At 39.2% G+C, this 17,997-nt stretch carries 20 protein-coding genes; 18 read left to right on the forward strand and 2 right to left on the reverse strand.

Annotated elements, in window-relative coordinates; all coding sequences use genetic code 11:
- Nucleotides 1-284: 284 nt before the first annotated feature.
- From KO529_RS23135 to KO529_RS23165, 7 genes are all read left to right on the forward strand, one after another.
- Nucleotides 285-1,448, forward strand: coding sequence for an alpha/beta hydrolase family protein (locus KO529_RS23135; protein ID WP_215950221.1), 1,164 nt, complete (start codon nucleotides 285-287; stop codon nucleotides 1,446-1,448).
- A gap of 11 nt (nucleotides 1,449-1,459) precedes the next feature.
- Nucleotides 1,460-2,269 carry a sulfurtransferase gene (locus KO529_RS23140; protein WP_215950222.1) on the forward strand — a complete coding sequence of 270 codons (810 nt, stop codon included), beginning with the start codon at nucleotides 1,460-1,462 and terminating at the stop codon, nucleotides 2,267-2,269.
- Nucleotides 2,270-2,380: 111 nt separating this feature from the next.
- Nucleotides 2,381-2,812, forward strand: coding sequence for a BLUF domain-containing protein (locus KO529_RS23145; protein WP_215950223.1), 432 nt, complete (start codon nucleotides 2,381-2,383; stop codon nucleotides 2,810-2,812).
- A gap of 105 nt (nucleotides 2,813-2,917) precedes the next feature.
- Nucleotides 2,918-3,652 carry a molybdate ABC transporter substrate-binding protein gene (gene modA, locus KO529_RS23150; RefSeq protein WP_252734535.1) on the forward strand — a complete coding sequence of 245 codons (735 nt, stop codon included), beginning with the start codon at nucleotides 2,918-2,920 and terminating at the stop codon, nucleotides 3,650-3,652.
- Complete coding sequence (locus KO529_RS23155; RefSeq protein ID WP_215950225.1) at nucleotides 3,645-4,046, forward strand: TOBE domain-containing protein; 402 nt, start codon at nucleotides 3,645-3,647, stop codon at nucleotides 4,044-4,046. The genes modA and KO529_RS23155 overlap by 8 nt, the downstream gene beginning before the upstream one ends.
- Nucleotides 4,046-4,717 carry a molybdate ABC transporter permease subunit gene (gene modB / locus KO529_RS23160; protein ID WP_215950226.1) on the forward strand — a complete coding sequence of 224 codons (672 nt, stop codon included), beginning with the start codon at nucleotides 4,046-4,048 and terminating at the stop codon, nucleotides 4,715-4,717. The genes KO529_RS23155 and modB overlap by 1 nt, the downstream gene beginning before the upstream one ends.
- Nucleotides 4,714-5,586, forward strand: coding sequence for an ABC transporter ATP-binding protein (locus KO529_RS23165; RefSeq protein WP_215950227.1), 873 nt, complete (start codon nucleotides 4,714-4,716; stop codon nucleotides 5,584-5,586). Before modB ends, KO529_RS23165 begins: the two co-directional genes overlap by 4 nt.
- A 35-nt stretch (nucleotides 5,587-5,621) precedes the next feature.
- Here KO529_RS23165 and gldA read toward each other — a convergent pair whose 3' ends face one another.
- Nucleotides 5,622-6,515 (reverse strand): gliding motility-associated ABC transporter ATP-binding subunit GldA, encoded by an 894-nt coding sequence (gene gldA, locus KO529_RS23170; protein ID WP_215950228.1) that lies wholly within the window; start codon nucleotides 6,513-6,515, stop codon nucleotides 5,622-5,624.
- Between the two features lie 478 nt (nucleotides 6,516-6,993).
- Between gldA and KO529_RS23175 the strand changes: the two genes are divergently transcribed.
- The 5 genes from KO529_RS23175 (at nucleotide 6,994) to KO529_RS23195 (ending at nucleotide 11,981) form a co-directional block, all read left to right on the forward strand.
- Entirely contained in the window at nucleotides 6,994-7,824 is an 831-nt protein-coding gene (locus KO529_RS23175; protein ID WP_215950229.1) for a prephenate dehydratase, read from the forward strand.
- The gene (locus KO529_RS23180; protein ID WP_215950266.1) at nucleotides 7,818-8,963 is read left to right on the forward strand and encodes a pyridoxal phosphate-dependent aminotransferase; all 1,146 of its coding nucleotides are present in this window, start codon (nucleotides 7,818-7,820) and stop codon (nucleotides 8,961-8,963) included. The genes KO529_RS23175 and KO529_RS23180 overlap by 7 nt, the downstream gene beginning before the upstream one ends.
- A 109-nt stretch (nucleotides 8,964-9,072) precedes the next feature.
- Nucleotides 9,073-9,933 (forward strand): prephenate dehydrogenase, encoded by an 861-nt coding sequence (locus tag KO529_RS23185; protein WP_215950230.1) that lies wholly within the window; start codon nucleotides 9,073-9,075, stop codon nucleotides 9,931-9,933.
- Between the two features lie 9 nt (nucleotides 9,934-9,942).
- The gene (locus KO529_RS23190; protein WP_215950231.1) at nucleotides 9,943-11,025 is read left to right on the forward strand and encodes a bifunctional 3-deoxy-7-phosphoheptulonate synthase/chorismate mutase type II; all 1,083 of its coding nucleotides are present in this window, start codon (nucleotides 9,943-9,945) and stop codon (nucleotides 11,023-11,025) included.
- A gap of 281 nt (nucleotides 11,026-11,306) precedes the next feature.
- Nucleotides 11,307-11,981 carry a head GIN domain-containing protein gene (locus KO529_RS23195; RefSeq protein ID WP_215950232.1) on the forward strand — a complete coding sequence of 225 codons (675 nt, stop codon included), beginning with the start codon at nucleotides 11,307-11,309 and terminating at the stop codon, nucleotides 11,979-11,981.
- Between the two features lie 82 nt (nucleotides 11,982-12,063).
- Here the strand turns inward: KO529_RS23195 and KO529_RS23200 are convergent, their stop codons facing one another.
- Nucleotides 12,064-12,459 (reverse strand): hypothetical protein, encoded by a 396-nt coding sequence (locus tag KO529_RS23200; protein WP_247097820.1) that lies wholly within the window; start codon nucleotides 12,457-12,459, stop codon nucleotides 12,064-12,066.
- Between the two features lie 149 nt (nucleotides 12,460-12,608).
- On the opposite strand from KO529_RS23200, the gene rsgA reads away from it, so the two are divergent.
- From rsgA to rlmN, 6 genes are all read left to right on the forward strand, one after another.
- On the forward strand, nucleotides 12,609-13,559 hold the full coding sequence (gene rsgA, locus KO529_RS23205) for a ribosome small subunit-dependent GTPase A (protein ID WP_215950234.1): 951 nt from the start codon (nucleotides 12,609-12,611) through the stop codon (nucleotides 13,557-13,559).
- Entirely contained in the window at nucleotides 13,559-14,011 is a 453-nt protein-coding gene (gene dtd / locus KO529_RS23210; RefSeq protein ID WP_215950235.1) for a D-aminoacyl-tRNA deacylase, read from the forward strand. The genes rsgA and dtd overlap by 1 nt, the downstream gene beginning before the upstream one ends.
- Nucleotides 14,011-14,337, forward strand: a complete 327-nt coding sequence (locus KO529_RS23215) for a nucleotide pyrophosphohydrolase (RefSeq protein WP_215950236.1) — start codon at nucleotides 14,011-14,013, stop codon at nucleotides 14,335-14,337. Before dtd ends, KO529_RS23215 begins: the two co-directional genes overlap by 1 nt.
- Before the next feature lie 80 nt (nucleotides 14,338-14,417).
- Nucleotides 14,418-15,647 (forward strand): 3-phosphoshikimate 1-carboxyvinyltransferase, encoded by a 1,230-nt coding sequence (locus KO529_RS23220; RefSeq protein ID WP_215950237.1) that lies wholly within the window; start codon nucleotides 14,418-14,420, stop codon nucleotides 15,645-15,647.
- A 95-nt stretch (nucleotides 15,648-15,742) separates the two neighbouring features.
- On the forward strand, nucleotides 15,743-16,792 hold the full coding sequence (gene queA / locus KO529_RS23225; protein WP_215950238.1) for a tRNA preQ1(34) S-adenosylmethionine ribosyltransferase-isomerase QueA: 1,050 nt from the start codon (nucleotides 15,743-15,745) through the stop codon (nucleotides 16,790-16,792).
- Nucleotides 16,793-16,881: 89 nt separating this feature from the next.
- Nucleotides 16,882-17,928, forward strand: a complete 1,047-nt coding sequence (gene rlmN / locus KO529_RS23230; RefSeq protein WP_215950239.1) for a 23S rRNA (adenine(2503)-C(2))-methyltransferase RlmN — start codon at nucleotides 16,882-16,884, stop codon at nucleotides 17,926-17,928.
- Nucleotides 17,929-17,997 lie beyond the last annotated feature (69 nt).

Here is a 17,997-nt window from a genome sequence, read left to right on the forward strand (position 1 = left end):
ATTTTAAAAATATGGGACTAGGCTATTGGGAAAATAGATATAAGCAGGCTGGCCAAAGATTCACTACATCAATGATGTTGCTTGTTGATGTTGGGGAGGGGCTTAATTGAACTTGACATCAAAATAATGAAAACAATGGAGGAAAAGCAGTATTTTAGTTAGCAGGATCAATTAGGGGAAATATCTGAAATGAGGTTTTTTTTGGAAGATATAAGGGTTATTCTTGCCTATAAATTGTTCTGAAATTCATGAATTATAATAGCAACTATTAACTTTTGAAATAGATGAAAAAATTATTCGGTCTTATTGCAATTTCATTTTTTGGTTTAATGGTCCATGGTCAGGATAGCATGTTGTGTGTTGGAAGTTATTGGACCGAGGATGAGGCAAATATTGTTATGAAAAAATTCGCCTCCGAATGGAACGACTTGGAATCCTGGGAACAAAGGGCCTTAAGAATTAAGAAGGGTATTATAGAGGGTATGCAATTGGACAAGATGCCGGAAATAACGGGTAATTTCAATCCCATTATTAGAAATACCAGGGTTATGGATGGTTATATTGTAGAAAATATTGCTATAGAGAGTTTTCCAGGTTTCTTTGTTACGGGCAACCTGTATAGGCCTATAAAAGAAAATAGCAAGTACGCGGCCATCCTGAGTCCGCATGGTCATATGAAGGATAAAAGGTATACGGATTACATTCAATGGCGTTGTGCTGCATTGGCCAGAATGGGGGCTGTAGTTTTTGCCTATGACATGGTGGGTTATGCGGAAAGTACCCAGGTAAACCATAAGATGCCGATAGCTTTGCTATTACAGACCTGGAATAGTAAACGGGTCTTGGAATATTTGCTTTCCAGGCCGGATGTGGATCCAGAACGTGTAGGGATGACAGGTGCCTCTGGAGGCGGTACGCAAACCTTTGTTTTAACGGCTATAGATGATCGAATAAAAGTAGCGGCACCTGTGGTACAGGTTTCTGCCCACTTTTTTGGAGGATGTGTTTGTGAGAGTGGAATGCCAATACACAAAAGTGCCGACCACCAAACCAATAATGTGGAAATAGCTGCCCTTTGCGCCCCAAGACCTTTATTGTTGGTGTCAGATGGTTCCGATTGGACGCGAAACACACCAAGAATAGAGTATCCTTACATACAAAAGGTATATGCGCTTTATAATGCCGAACACAAAGTGGAAAATGTTCATCTACCGGCCGAAAGGCACGATTACGGGTATAATAAAAGAACGGCTCTCTACAATTTTTTTGACCATCACCTAGATCTAAATACCGGCAAAATACCGTACGCTGAGGGTTATAAGGAAGATTTTGTTACTATTTTGCCCCCGGAAGATTTGATGGTTTTTAGCAAGGATAATCCTAGGCCCAAGAATGCCCTAGTGGGAGATGAGGCCGTTATGGCGTATTTGAAAATATCAGTAGATTAAAATATATGGAAATGAATGGTATGATAGTGTCTGCCGCTTGGCTGAATGAAAATTTGGAAATGCCCGAAATCATAATCTTGGATGCTCGTTTACGATATGATCCAGCATCTTCAGAATTAGATGACCTTAGGATAAAAGGAGCCCGTATTTTTGATCTTGAAGGTGATTTTAGTGATAAAAAAAATCCGTTTCCCAATGCGCTTCCAAGTCCAGGGCAATTTGAAAATTCCTGTAGAAAATTGGGCATTAATAAATCCAGTATGATTGTAGTCTACGATGATCGTGGAATTTATTTGAGCCCCAGGGTCTGGTGGATGTTTAAAGTTATGGGTCATCAGAATATAAGGGTTTTGGATGGTGGTTTTCCGGAATGGAAGAAGGCGGGATATAGAACAGAAAAAGTAGTTGATATGAAGTTTGAAACAGGCAATTTTAAAGCTGATTTCAATCCTGATATGGTGGTGGACTTTGAAGGTATAAGCAATAATCTGAAAAGTAGAAAGGCCTTGGTCATAGATGCCCGCTCCTCTGATCGCTTTCATGGGCTTGTTCCGGAGCCAAGGAAGGAATTGAGAAGGGGGAATATTCCGAACTCCATTAATATCCCTTATGAAACTGTTCTTAAGGACGGAAAGTTTAAATCCCTAGGCGAGTTGAAAGAAGTTTTTGCTGATTTGGAAGGGGAGGGGCGGCCGTTGGTTTTTAGTTGTGGATCCGGCGTTACAGCATGCATTGTTCTAATGGCAAGCGAAATGAGCCTAAAGAACGATAATAAGGTTTATGATGGTTCGTGGACGGAGTATGCGCAGTTGACTGATTGATTTGTCTATAAAAGGTAAAAACAGCTATTCATGGGCATAATGTATATTTTACAGTGTAGCGCAAACTAGTGAAACTGCAGAATTTTTGTATTTTGCTCCAAAATAAATTTAATGTACCAACTGTCTTATTCTTCCAAAGCAATCCAAGATATTTCAGAAGAAGTTATTAGCGGCATTTTGGAAACCTCCCGTGAGCGTAACGAGGCCATAGGTGTTACTGGTTGTCTAGTTTTTCATAAACTTTCCTTTGTTCAAATAATTGAAGGTGAAAAGAGTCATATACAATCCTTGTTCGAGGAGATCAGACAGGATAAAAGGCACCGAGATGTAACATTATTGTGGGAAGGCAAGAACAATGGTAGGAATTTTGGTGACTGGAATATGGCTTATTTTACAGAATCCGACGAAAGATTTGACGGTGGGGAGATGAAGAATTTTGAAAGAAATTTATTGTTGCTATCAGAACTGTCCGCGGGTTCTACTGCTGTATTGAACATGTTTTGGATAAGTGTGCGTAAACTTATTTCGGGGGAGGTAATCTAATTAGACCTTGATCCTTCTTTCTTTTGACGATCAAAATTTATCCAATAAAAAATGTTTAACGGCAAAAGTATAATTAAGGGATGCAAATGGCAATGGCTGTGGTCAATGTTATTAACCATCATATTTGTAGGGTGTCAGGATAGTCACGATAAAAAAATTGTAATTGCCACCGCGGCCAATATGGAGTCTGCCATGAAGGCTTTGGCGAATGCCTATACCAACAAAACTGGAGTAGAATTCGAATTAATTGTTGGGTCATCGGGCAAGTTGACCGCACAGATTATGGAAGGTGCACCTTATGACATTTTTGTTGCCGCCAATATGAAATATCCGGAAGCAGTTTATGCTGGGGGGAAAGCAAGGAATATTCCAAAAGTGTATGCCAAAGGAAAATTGGTGCTGTGGTCAATGGTGGAGAATACCCCCGTTTCAATTGATGCCCTAACCGATCCCGCTATAGAGCATATTGCTTTGGCAAATCCCAAAACTGCCCCCTACGGCGTTGCTGCCAAAGAGGTTTTGGAGTATTATGGCCTTAATGAAATCTTAGGACCTAAATTAGTCTTCGGGGAAAGTATTGGCCAGACCGATCAATTCATTATTTCTCAAGCCGCACAAATTGGGTTTACGGCTTTATCAACAGTACTGTCACCAGAAATGAAAGGAAAAGGGAGTTGGATTCCAATAAATCCATCGCTCTACTCTAACATTAGTCAAGGTGTAGTGCTTGTAGATCGGAAAGAAGACACCAAACAAGAAGCACAGGGTTTTTATCACTTTCTTTTTTCAGTTGAAGCCAAGGAGATATTAAAAGAATTTGGATATTTGGTAGATGAATAGTTTTCCGGGTAATATAACAGACATTAAAACCAATGGAACCATGTCCATTGTTTGTGTTCAGGTGGATAGCGGTGAGAAATTTATGTCGGTGGTCATAGATACCCCTGAATCTGCCCCTTATATGATAAAGGGCAATAAAGTAAATGTCTTGTTTAAGGAAATGGAGGTTGCGGTCACTACCCAAAAGGAATTGGATATTAGTATTGAGAATAGGATTACTGGAAATATTACTAGTATGGAAGAGGGAGTTTTGTTGAGTAGATTGGTTTTGGAGACCACAATAGGGGAGGTCATCGCTATTATAAGTACTATGAGTGTAAAGCAGATGGGATTGGTTGAAAAGATGAACGTAATGATTATGGTTAAATTGAACGAGATAATACTGGCACCATAATGGATTGGCAACCTTTGGTCCTTACCTTTAAACTTGCGGTGGTTACCACGGCAATATTGTTTGTGATTTCAATTCCCATAGCCAATTGGCTGTCGAGTACCAGATCCAAAATAAGGCCTGTCTTGGAAACCTTGGTGAGTATGCCATTGGTGCTTCCACCTACCGTATTGGGGTTTTATATGCTGGTGGCCTTTAGCCCTGAAAATGCCTTTGGAAGTTGGTTAAATGAATGGCTGGGGATCAGGCTTATATTTTCTTTTGAGGGTTTGGTAGTGGCTTCGGTCATTTATAGCTTGCCGTTTATGGTGCAACCCATTCAAGCGGGACTTTCCTCCCTGCCCTCTACACTAAAAGAAGCTTCCTATACTATGGGGAAATCAAAAATGACTACACTACTAAAAATTTTGTTGCCCAATATTAAGCCTTCCCTACTAACAGGTATTGTACTTTCCTTTGCCCATACAGTTGGCGAGTTTGGCGTTGTGCTTATGATTGGGGGGAATATGCCGGGAAAGACCAAAGTGGCCTCTATTGCCATATATGATGAAGTGGAAGCACTTAATTATGCTGCTGCCAATAGCTATTCATTGATTTTGTTTTCCGTAACTTTTGTAATTCTGTTGCTGGTTTATCTTACCAATGGGGGATATTTTAAACGCTTTGCCCAATGATACGGTTAAACCTAAAAAAAACATTGAAGTCTGCCGGTGGAATAATGGCCCTGGATTTGCAATTGACCATTGAAAAGGGGCAATTTGTTACCTTATTTGGGGAATCCGGGGCGGGAAAAACCTCTACTTTAAGAATGCTAAGTGGTTTGTTAAAGCCAGATAGCGGAACCATAAAAGTAGGTGAAACAACATGGTTTGACAGTCATAAAAATATTGATCTTAAAACCCAACTACGTAAGGTAGGGTATGTCTTTCAGGATTATGCCCTCTTTCCCAACATGAGCGTTCGCCAAAATTTGGAATATGCCCTTCAGAAAAATCAAGATAGAACCATAATAGGGGAGCTGTTGGAATTTGCCGAGCTTGGCGAATTGGAGCAAAGAAAACCTGAAACCCTATCCGGGGGGCAAAAGCAACGGGTGGCATTGGCCAGGGCATTGGTCCAGCGACCTGAAATATTAATATTGGACGAACCTTTATCTGCCTTGGATTTGAAGATGCGGATAAAGTTGCAGGAATATCTTTTGAGGGTTCACAAGAAATACAAACTAACTACTATATTGGTAAGTCATGACATTGGGGAAATTGTAAAATTATCGGATTGTGTATTTGAGCTTCAAAATGGTCGTGTAATCAAGAAAGGTACTGCAGCCGATTTCTTTGGACTTAACAAGACCAGTGCCAAATTTAGGTTCTCTGGGGAAGTCTTGAAAATAGAGAAGGAGGATGTTATTTATGTAATTTCGGTCCTTATCGGTAACGATATTATCAAGGTGGTTTCAGACCGTACGGAAGCTAATGATTTAAGGGTAGGAGATCAGGTTCTAGTGGCTTCAAAAGCTTTTAACCCAATAATTCAAAAATTATAGGAATTGGTTTTGCCAAGTATTCATGATTTCTAGGTTTAAACGGTCATCTCTGTAAATAGGCTCTCCAGATTTTTGTTTTTCCTACTTAATTGTAGTGTCTTCAATTGATTATCATGGGCAAAGTCGAATACCACAGGGCGCATATCCTTGGTAGTGTTAAAGGTAATCTCGTAAACAAAACCACCAATATTTTTGACTAAAATTACATTGGGCAGTTTATTTAGAAAGGCTTCTTCTACTCTAAAATCGAATTCGACCACCAAAACTTGGTCCTGCCCGTCGCGCAATTCTGAAAGTTTTTTATCTGCCACTAGAGTTCCTTTATTTATAATCAATACCCTGTCACAGACAGCTTCAACCTCTTTCATGATATGTGTGGAAAGTAAAATGGTCTTTTCTTTTCCAATTTCCCGGATCAATTTTCTGATTTCCAATAATTGATTGGGGTCTAGACCCGTAGTGGGTTCGTCAAGGATCAAAACCTCCGGGTCGTGCAATAATGCCGCGGCCAATCCAACCCTTTGTCTATAGCCCTTGGAAAGTTGTCCTATCTTTTTGTTCGCCTCCGGTGTAAGGCCGGTCTGATCTATTACTGTGTTGATCCTATTTTTACTTACTTTGTAGACTTCCGCATTAAATGCAAGATATTCCTTTACGTACATGTCCAAATACAATGGATTGTGTTCGGGTAGATAGCCAATGCTCTTTTGAACATTTTTCTTCTCACTTTGCACATCAAATGAATTAACCTCGGCTTGTCCGTCATCTGCGGTGTAATATGTGGTCAATATTTTCATCATAGTGGATTTTCCTGCGCCATTGGGGCCTAAAAAGCCAACTATTTCCCCTTTTTCTATGGTAAAGGAAACCTTGTTCAGTGCTTTTTGTTTTCCAAAAAATTTGGTAATGTTTTTTGCTATGATGGACATGCGTTTACTTTTTTATCAAAAATAATGCAAATTAGTGAAACCTAGTTTTAATTATCGATATGATAAAATTTTGACCTTCAACGGCGATTTTTTGGTGTTGATAGTGTTAATTGTTCTAATTTGTTCTTCGTAATTCGCAAAAATATACCGATTTAGGGATTTAATCGGTATTATTTTTTGCTTTAAACTGAATTAAATAAAAAAATGTTAGCGTAAATGCTGTTTTATAAATTTAATTATTAATTTAGCCGGAGTTTTACAAGAAAAATGACAAAGCAATATTTCTGGAACGGTTTTAGTTTTTACTTCTTTTTTAAGGGAGGTAAGGGACTGTTCTAGCATATTTTAAAATATATATAGATAAAAGTCCTGTGAAAACCAGGACTTTTTTTTTGGATATAACTTTCGAAAAGGGAGTGGGGTTACCAAGGAGTTTAGCGGTAAGTCTCTGATAGACCGAAAGATAATTAAAAAAGGGGTGAAATTAAAAATTGCAATACAAGGTATTAAAGGTTCTAACCATCATCAGGTGGCGAAGGATTATTTTGGCGATGATGTTACATTCGTGGAATGTTCATCCTTCGATATTTTGGTAGATCACTTGATCAATAAAACAGCGGATAAGGGGGTAATGGCCATAGAGAATTCCATTGCGGGTTCCATTATACCCAACTACGCCCTGGTCTTCCATAAAAACCTTCATATAATTGGGGAGCAATATTTAAATATACATCATAACCTGATGGCTTTAAAGGGGCAGACCATTGATGATATAAAAGAGGTTCGCTCCCATCCAATGGCACTGCTGCAGTGTAATGAATTTTTTAAAAATTACGGGCACATCAAACTGGTGGAAGATGTGGATACTGCTGAGACAGCAAAAAAAATCCAGGAAAATCAGTTAATGGGGGTAGCGGCCATTGCGCCAAAAGTTGCTGCCGAACTGTACGATTTGGAAATTATACATTCTGAAATACAGACCATAAAGGATAATGCTACTAGGTTTATAATTGTAAAGACACAAAATAAGGCTTTACCGGAGAATGAAATTAATAAGGCATCGGTGCGTTTTATCACTGATCATAAACGAGGTAGTCTTGCTGCTATTTTGAATGTGATGAGCGATTGTAACTTGAACCTTACTAAGATACAATCCCTTCCGGTAATTCAGACGCCCTGGAAGTATTCCTTCTTTGTTGATGTAACTTTTGAAAAATATAAACATTTTGAAAAAGCAAAGGCTTTATTGGAAATTATGGCCGAAGAATTTAAAGTATTGGGAGAATATAAAAATGCCAGAGTATTATGATTACGGCAAACAGATTAAATACAGTTGAAGAATACTACTTTTCTAAAAAGCTTAGGGAAGTTAGGGGATTAATGGCAGAAGGAAGGCCTATTATAAATATGGGAATTGGAAGTCCTGATTTGGAGCCATCCATGGAGGTGCAGAATGCGGTAAAAGAGGCATTGACGCATGATGGGGCGCATCAATACCAGAGTTATCAGGGCTTGCCAGAGCTAAGGGAGGCCTTTGCAACTTTCTATAAAAACAAATTTGGGGTAACGGTAAATCCACAAAATGAAGTATTGCCCTTGATGGGGTCCAAGGAAGGTATCATGCACATTAGTCTGGCCTTTTTGAACCCTGGAGATGAGGTGTTGATTCCCAATCCTGGGTATCCTACTTACACGTCGGTAACCAATTTGGTTGGGGCAGTGCCGAGGTATTATGATCTGATAGGTAAAAATGGTTGGTTTCCGGATTTGGAAGAATTGAAGCGGCAAGACCTAACAAAAGTGAAGTTGATGTGGACTAGTTATCCACATATGCCAACAGGTGCTACGGCAAGTAGGGAACAATTGACAGATCTTGTAGCTTTTGCCCAAGAAAATGATATTTTATTGGTTAATGACAATCCCTATAGTTTTGTGTTGAACCAGAATCCTATAAGTATTTTGGAGATGGAGGGGGCTATGGATGTGGCCTTGGAATTGAATTCCTTAAGCAAGACCTTTAATATGGCAGGTTGGCGAGTTGGGATGGTTCTAGGGAGCAGTGAGCATATCAATGCCGTTTTAAAAGTAAAGAGCAATATGGATTCCGGGATGTTCTACGGGATCCAAAAGGGAGCCATCGCCGCTTTAAACAGTAGTGAATCATGGTTTAGTGAATTAAACAAGGTGTATCATGAGCGGCGGGAATTAATGTTCGCTTTGGCGGATAAGCTGGATTGCACGTATGATAAAAATGCTGTAGGGATGTTCGTTTGGGCCAAATTACCTTCCGGGGTTTCGTCTTCTGAAAAGTTCATTGACGAGGTGCTCTATGACAAGAATATTTTTATTACTCCTGGAACTATTTTTGGTTCAAATGGGGAGGGGTATATTCGATTCTCATTGTGTGTTACGGCAGATAAGATTAAAGAAGCGATAGGTAGGTTTTAATAAGAAAATGAAATAAGAATATAGGAAAGAGGAAATGGAAAATGATAAAGTATAACTGGTTAATTCTTTGACTGTTTTCTAGCATTTTTTTCTCTGTTAACAATAAAAGATGAATGTATTTGTAATTGGTATCGGATTAATCGGAGGGTCTCTGGCCAAGGATATTAAACGCAATAGGCCGGAATCCAAAATTTATGGCATTGATGCCAATGAGGGACACTTGGATGAGGCTTTGTCATTATCTTTGATAGATGAAAAGGCAGATTATGGTCAACTGAACCAGGCCGATTTCGTAATAGTGGGGATTCCTGTAGATGTTATGGTTCTGGAACTACCAAAAATATTGGATGCCATTAATGATGATGCGGTGGTAATTGACGTGGGATCTACAAAGTCCCTGATTTGCCATGTTGTGGAAAACCATCCCAAGAGAAGAAATTTCCTTGCTTGCCACCCTATTGCGGGAACTGAATTTTCAGGTCCCTCTGCGGCCATAGAAGGTTTGTTTATGGGAAAGACCAATATCATTTGCGAAATAGAGAAAACTGCCTTTAAATTACAGGAAAAAGCATTGGAACTTTTTCAGCAATTGGGGATGCGGATACGGTATATGAATCCGGAGGCACATGATAAACACATTGCCTATGTTTCACATTTGTCGCATATAAGTTCCTTTATGCTGGGAAAGACAGTAATTGAGAAAGAAAGGAATGAACGCGATATTTTTGATATGGCGGGCAGTGGTTTTGAAAGCACTGTTAGATTGGCAAAGAGTTCACCTGCCATGTGGACCCCAATTTTTAGGCAGAACAAGGATAATGTAGTTGAAACCTTGGGAGAATATATACAGAATTTGAAGGAGTTTAAAGCAATGTTGATAGCCGATGATTATGAAGGCATCTATAAGGAAATGAATAGTACCAATAAAATAAAGGAAATATTAAACGGAATACCACTTAACAAAAAATAGAGTATAGAAATGGAAAATTTAAAAGAAATGAGAACATGGTTGGACGATATGAAATTGGACCATCCGTTAGTAATTGCCGGGCCATGTAGTGCGGAAACAGAGGAGCAGGTGCTTCGAATTGCCAATGAGTTAAAAGATACCGATGTAAATTACTATCGTGCTGGTATCTGGAAACCAAGAACGCGTCCTGGAATGTTTGAAGGGGTGGGAGCTTTAGGTTTAAAGTGGTTGCAAAAAGTTAAGGCGGAAACCGGTATGAAAACTTGTACCGAAGTAGCTAATGCTGCCCATGTGAAGTTGGCATTGGAGCATGATGTTGATTTATTGTGGATTGGTGCAAGATCAACCGTAAGTCCATTTATAATGCAAGAAATTGCAGATGCTTTGGCTGGTACGGATAAAATTGTATTGGTAAAGAATCCAGTAAATCCGGATTTAGCTTTATGGCTAGGAGGAATCGAAAGATTATATACCGCCGGTGTTAAAAACTTAGGTGCCATTCATAGAGGTTTCTCTACTTATGAAAAAACAAAATATAGGAACATTCCCGAATGGCAATTAGCGATCGAGTTTCAAAATAAATTTCCTGATTTGCCTTTAATCAATGATCCTTCGCACATCACAGGGAATAGGGAAATGATTTTTGATGTTTCGCAAACTGCTTTGGATCTTAATTTTGATGGTCTTATGATCGAAACCCATTTCGATCCTGATAACGCATGGAGTGATGCCGCACAACAGGTAACTCCGGCCAAATTGATCCAGATTATGCGAGATTTGAAAATTAGAAAAGAGTCGGATTCGGAAGCAGAGTATACTAGTCAACTTAGTAACCTGAGAGCGCAAATAGATGTTCTTGATAGCCAGTTGATAGAAATGCTAGGTAAAAGAATGAAGATCTCTGATGGGATTGGGTTATTAAAGAAGCAAAAAAATGTTGCTGTTTTGCAATCTAACAGATGGAATCAGATTTTAGGTGCCATGATCCTGGAAGGGGAAGCAAAAGGATTAAGTGAGGAATTTGTTTTAAAGATGTTTAAGGCAATTCACCAGGAATCCATAAATCACCAAGAGAAGATTATCAACTCATAAACTATTTTATTGGTATACCGTTAAAACCACGCCTAATGGCGTGGTTTTTTTTATGTTCAATGTTTTCTTTTGGTTTCAGGCGAATTATTTGTTGTGCCCCTGCTTTAAGAAAATTCTGGATGCAGTTAAAATTGGATGACGGATATTTGATAAAGTTAATTGTTTGTATAATTTAGTGTAACAAATCTACTTTTGTACCATCTTTACCAAGTGAATGGAACTAATAGTTCAAAGTTTCCCCCAAATGCTTTAATGGAAGTTTAATAAAAATATTAATGATAATGAAAAATGTTTTGGTAATTGGTTTTGTATGTCTATCGTTTATAGGGTATTCCCAGCGAATAGTTGATAAATCGGTAGGTGATTTTAACGAGGTAAAGGTTTATGATTTGATAGAGGTGAATCTTATTAAATCTAATGAGAATAAGGTTTTGGTAAAAGGGGATAACGTGGATGATATCCAGATTGTAAATAAAAAAGGAGTCCTTAAAATAAAGATGGAACTGGATAAAAAGTTTCACGGAGAAAACACCTTTGTGGAGGTGTATTTTAAAAATATAGACCTAATTGACGGAAATGAGGGCGCAAGAATTACGGTCAACGAAACCTTAAGCCAGGAAAAGATTGAACTGAAGACCCAGGAAGGGGCCAAAATAAAGGTTGGACTAGATGTTCACCAATTGGTCGTAAGATGTGTTACCGGAGGTAATGTTGAGGCCTCGGGAAAAACTATAAATCAGGAGGTAGTTTTAAATACAGGGGGAGTTTTTGAAGGTAAACCGCTTCTTAGTGAGAAAGCCAGTATTAAGATAACGGCTGCCGGAGAGGCGGCAATGTTTGCTTCGGAGGCAATAGATATTAATATCAAAGCTGGAGGGGATGTGTACGTTTACGGAAACCCAAAATCGGTCAATAAGAATACATTTGCTGGTGGAAGGGTGAAAATTATGGATTAGTACGACTTTTTTTTAAACACGATTGTAAAAATAAAACCCGGCCAAATGGACCGGGTTTAGTTTTTTTTGATGCCCTAGAAGATTATTTCTTAAAGATGTATCGGGTAATAAAAATGCCCTGACCATCGTCTTTGCCACTATCGCTTTCAACGGCACTGGTAACAAAGGCCAGTTCCCATCCTTCGGCCACCATGGCATTTATTTTTGATGATATCAAGGCGTCATTGGCAGCAATATTCTGGAATCTGATTCCTCCAATATTGTAAAAATTTAAAAGTTTGGTTTCTTCAAAATTTTTCACCCGTATATCACCTCGGTCAGATTTATTTCTTGTATTGTCTTCATCAGTTTGTTCACTGGTGAATTCCTTATAATCCCTATCCTCTGTGGCGCTAATGAGCCGTGATCTTCCCAAGCCACTGGGGACTATGGATTCGACACTGGTGATTACTTTAAATTGTTGGGCATTTACATCCATAATGGCTGTAATTACTAGACAAGCAATGAGCAGAAAGTTTTTCATTTTTCGTGTTTTTATGATTTATGATTGTTTAACAACGATGAATTTTAAAAGCTAGTATAAAACTAAAGTTGTTTCTTTGTAAACAAATATGTCAGAACTCTTTAATGGAAGGAACCGTATATAAATCTACTGGAAGTTGGTACAGCGTAAGAACCGCTGAAGGGGCTTTCTACGAATGCCGGATCAAAGGGAAATTTCGGCTCAAGGGAATAAAGAGCACCAATCCTGTCTCCGTTGGGGATGTGGTGGTATTTGACGTGGATGGGGCCGATGAAAATTTCCAGGGTATTATTACCGAAATTAAGGATAGGAAGAACTATATAATTAGAAAGTCGGTAAATCTATCCAAGCAAACCCATATTATTGCTGCTAATTTGGATCAGGTTTTCCTGATAGTAACCTTAAACAATCCGCCCACTTTTACAAGTTTTATAGATCGTTTTTTGGTGACCTCCGAGGCGTACCATATTCCTGCTATTTTGCTTTTTAATAAGATAGATACCTATAGTGAAGAGGAGCTTGATGAGATAAAATATCTAGCTAACCTTTACAGGGAAATTGGTTATACGTGTATAGGGATTTCTGCCAAGACCGGAAAAAATGTGGATAAGGTAAAGGAATTGATGATAGGAAAAACAAGTATGTTTTCGGGGCATTCCGGAGTGGGGAAATCCACCTTGGTCAATGCCATAGAGCCTCAATTGGACTTGAAGACCAAAAAAATATCCTCCCAGCATATGCAGGGGCAGCACACTACCACTTTCGCGGAAATGTTCGATTTGGAATGTGGGGCCAAGATTATCGATACCCCTGGAATCAAAGGATTTGGTATAGTAGATATGGAGAAGGAGGAAATAGGGGATTATTTTCCAGAATTCTTTAAGTTAAAAGGCGAATGCAAGTTTAATAATTGCCTGCATTTGGATGAACCCCATTGTGCAGTAAAGAAGGCCTTGGAGAATAATGAAGTGGCTTGGAGCAGGTACAAGAGTTATGTGCAAATGTTGAGCGGGGAACAAGAGAATTATAGAATGGATATTTACGGGGAAAAGTAATGCGTGCAACAATACAAAGGGTAGCCACTGCGAGTGTAACGGTAGATGGGAAAGTAATCTCAAAAATTTCGAACGGACTACTTATATTTTTGGGAATAGAGGATGCGGATACAGTCGATGATATTAAGTGGCTTTCCAATAAAATTGTAAACCTCAGGATTTTTAATGATGGGAATGGAGTTATGAATTTGTCCCTGCTTCAGGAGGAGGGAGAGGCCTTGGTAATTAGTCAATTTACGTTACATGCATCCACAAAGAAAGGAAATAGGCCAAGTTATATAAAAGCTGCAAAACCGGAGATTGCTATTCCCCTGTATGAAAGTTTTGTGGCCCAATTGGAAAAAGATCTTGGAAAAAAGGTTGGAACTGGTGTTTTTGGAGCGGACATGAAAGTGGCGCTGCTTAACGATGGGCCGGTAACCATTCAAATAGATACAAAAAATAGAGAATAATGAACATAGAAAACGCACAGGAAGCTGTTGACGAATGGATCAAGGCCCATGGGGTACGCTATTTTAACGAACTTACCAATATGGCCCAACTTACAGAGGAAGTAGGGGAGGTGGCTAGAATAATTGCCAGGCGTTATGGGGAGCAAAGTGAAAAGGAGTCGGACAAGGATAAAGATTTAGGGGAAGAATTGGCAGATGTGCTTTTTGTGGTACTGTGTCTGGCCAATCAGACGGGAATAAACTTACAGGAGTCTTTTGATAAAAAATTAAACCTTAAGGCCAAACGCGATCATGACCGCCACCACAACAATAAAAAGCTGAAATAGTGCTATATTTGTCGTTTGTTTTTGTGCATTCATTCCAAAACAAAAAATTAAGCAAATAAGTCTAAATAATTCCATATAAATTGAAGCTACATTTATCTACTCCTACTGAAACCCTAATAAAATCAACAGTAAAAATAACAGGATCCAAAAGTGAATCCAATAGATTGTTGTTGCTACAGGCCTTGTTTCCCTCTATAAAAATCGATAACCTTTCCAATTCCGATGATGCGGAGGTTATGCAAAAGGGGTTGCAGATCAGTAATGGTGTTGTAGATATTCATCACGCAGGTACGGCCATGCGTTTTTTAACCGCTTATTTTGCGTCACAGGAGAATAAAGAAGTTACCCTCACAGGATCCAAAAGAATGACAGAAAGGCCTATAAAAGTATTGGTGGAGGCATTGAGGAGTCTGGGTGCGGAAATAAGTTATCTAAAGGACGAAGGGTATCCGCCTATTGCCATAAAGGGTAAAAAGTTGACAAAGCATAAAGTTAGTCTACCTGCCGATATTAGTAGTCAATATATTTCAGCCTTGCTTCTAATAGCCCCAAGTCTTGAAAATGGAATTGAGTTGGAGCTGGTGGGTAAAATTACATCGGTACCATATATAAAAATGACCTTGGGTCTGCTTTCCCAAATTGGGGTAACCAGTTCTTTTCAGGGGAATACGATTAAGGTATCGCCAAAAACGACAGTTGAACCTACCATCCAAGTGGTAGAATCGGATTGGAGTTCCGCCTCCTATTTTTATAGTATAGCTGCACTTTGTGATATAGGTACGGAAATATCATTGTCCGCCTATAATAAGAACAGCCTTCAGGGGGATAGTGTCCTTAAGGAAATATACAAGGATTTTGGAGTGGAAACCAGCTTTCATGGCCACGAGGTTATTTTGAAAAAAAACGCAGCTCCCAATAATACCAGCTTCAATTTGGACCTGGCAAATGCACCGGATATTGCGCAGACCATTGCCGTGACTTGTTTAGGTTTGGGCGTAGGATGTCATATGACGGGCCTACATACCCTTAAAATTAAGGAAACCGATAGACTGGAAGCTTTAAAGACGGAATTGACCAAGTTGGGCGCATCCATATCCGTTACCGACAAAACTCTGACTTTGGAGCCTTCCAAGGAAATAAAAAAGGAAATTGCAATTGATACCTATAACGATCATAGAATGGCCATGGCCTTTGCACCATTGGCCCTCAAGACTACACTGTTCGTGAACGATGCGGAAGTGGTATCCAAGTCATATCCAGACTTTTGGGAGGATATGAAAAATCTGAAATTCAAGGTGCAAACTGTTTGATTTTTATTTAAATGGTGTTTTACTTGACATCGCCCCTTGCTTAGTCGTATATTTGCAGCCGCTAAACATTAATCTAAATTTAAGGAATATACTAGATGAAATTATCGCACTTCAATTTTGAACTTCCAAACGAATTATTGGCAGAATATCCGGCAGAGAACAGAGATGAGTCCAAATTAATGGTGGTTCACAGGGATACAGGTAAAATTGAGCACAAAATGTTCAAGGATCTTATAGACTATTTTGATGAGGGCGATGTTATGGTGCTTAATAACACCAAAGTTTTTCCAGCAAGATTATATGGTAATAAAGAAAAGACCGGCGCTAGAATCGAGGTTTTTTTATTACGTGAACTAAACGAGGAACAACGTCTTTGGGATGTTTTGGTAGATCCGGCACGAAAAATAAGAATTGGGAACAAACTTTATTTTGGTGATGATGAAACTCTAGTGGCCGAAGTAATAGACAATACCACTTCTCGTGGAAGAACCCTAAGATTTCTTTATGATGGTTCCTATACCGATTTTAGAAGAAAATTAAAGGAACTAGGTGAAACTCCTTTACCAAAATACATTAAACGAAAGGTAGAGGCCGAAGACGAAAAAAGATATCAAACCATTTATGCAAAGCATGAAGGTGCGGTTGCAGCACCTACCGCTGGTCTGCATTTTTCCAAGCATTTGTTGAAAAGATTGGAAATAAAGGGAATCGACTTTGCTGAGGTTACCCTTCATGTAGGTCTAGGGACTTTTAATCCGGTGGAAGTAGAGGATCTTTCCAAGCACAAGATGGATAGTGAGGAATTGATCATAGATGAAAAGGCAACCGAAATAGTTAACTCGGCCAAAGTTAAGAAGCGTAGAATATGTGCTGTAGGTACTACAGCTATGAGAGCTTTGGAAAGTGCGGTATCTTCTCAGCAGACTTTAAATACTTTTGATGGATGGACAAATAAGTTTGTGTTTCCTCCATACGATTTTAGTATTGCCACAGCTATGGTGACCAATTTTCACTTGCCAAAATCTACACTCTTGATGATGGTTTCGGCTTTTATGGGGCACGACTTAATGAAGAAGGCATACAAGGAGGCTATTTTGGAAGGATATAAATTTTATTCTTACGGGGATGCAATGTTGATTATATAAGTATCCAAAAATAATACTAAGATCCCGTCAGTATCCAGGATAATTCTGGAATGGCGGGATTTTTTTATAGAATCATTTATCTTTAGAAAGTGGAAGTTGCAAAAAACAAAAGGGATATAAGGGCTTTTACCAAAGAACAACTTAGGTCGTTCTTTGAAAGCCAGGGAGACAAGGCCTTTAGGGGTAACCAGGTCTATGAATGGTTGTGGCAAAAATCGGCACATACCTTTGAGGATATGACCAATATTTCCAAGGAAACCAGGCTGATGTTGGAGGATAATTTTGTGATCAACCATATAAAGGTAGATCAAATGCAGCGCAGTAGCGACGGAACCATTAAAAATGCGGTTCGTTTGCACGATGATCTTATTGTGGAATCTGTTTTGATTCCTACTAAAACCAGGACTACCGCCTGTGTGTCCAGCCAAGTGGGCTGTAGTTTGGATTGTAAATTTTGTGCTACTGCCCGACTAAAGCGGATGAGAAACCTAAATCCTGACGAGATTTATGACCAAGTGGTAGCCATTGACAATGAGAGTAGGTTATATTTTGACCGCCCTTTGAGCAATATTGTTTTTATGGGTATGGGAGAGCCGTTGATGAATTACAACAACGTACTTAAGGCCATTGATAAGATAACCTCTCCGGAAGGATTGGGGATGTCTCCCAAACGTATAACCGTATCCACTTCAGGTGTGCCCAAAATGATACGGAAAATGGCAGACGAGGAAGTAAAATTTAAATTGGCGGTATCCTTGCATTCTGCCATAGATGAAATAAGGACTTCCATAATGCCCTTCAATGCAACTTTTACCTTGGCCGATCTAAGGGAGGCACTTGACTATTGGTACCAAAAGACAAAAAGTAGGATTACCTATGAATACGTGGTTTGGGAAGGTATTAATGACACTCAAAGAGATGCAAATGCCTTGGTGGATTTCTGCAGGTTTGCCCCCTCCAAGGTAAACCTTATCGAGTACAATCCAATAGACGACGGGGAATTTCAACAAGCGAATAATGCCGCCATAGAAATGTATGTGGAAACATTGGAAAAAAATGGCATAACGGTGACCGTTAGGCGTTCTAGGGGCAAGGATATTGATGCTGCCTGTGGGCAATTGGCAAATAAATCGTAGGGAAACCTAATATAGGGCAAGGCCACTTTGTTCTTTGTCGATTCCTATTGCAAATTCGCTGAAATCTAT

Source organism: Arenibacter algicola (assembly GCF_018860365.1).
Lineage (GTDB): Bacteria > Bacteroidota > Bacteroidia > Flavobacteriales > Flavobacteriaceae > Arenibacter > Arenibacter algicola_B.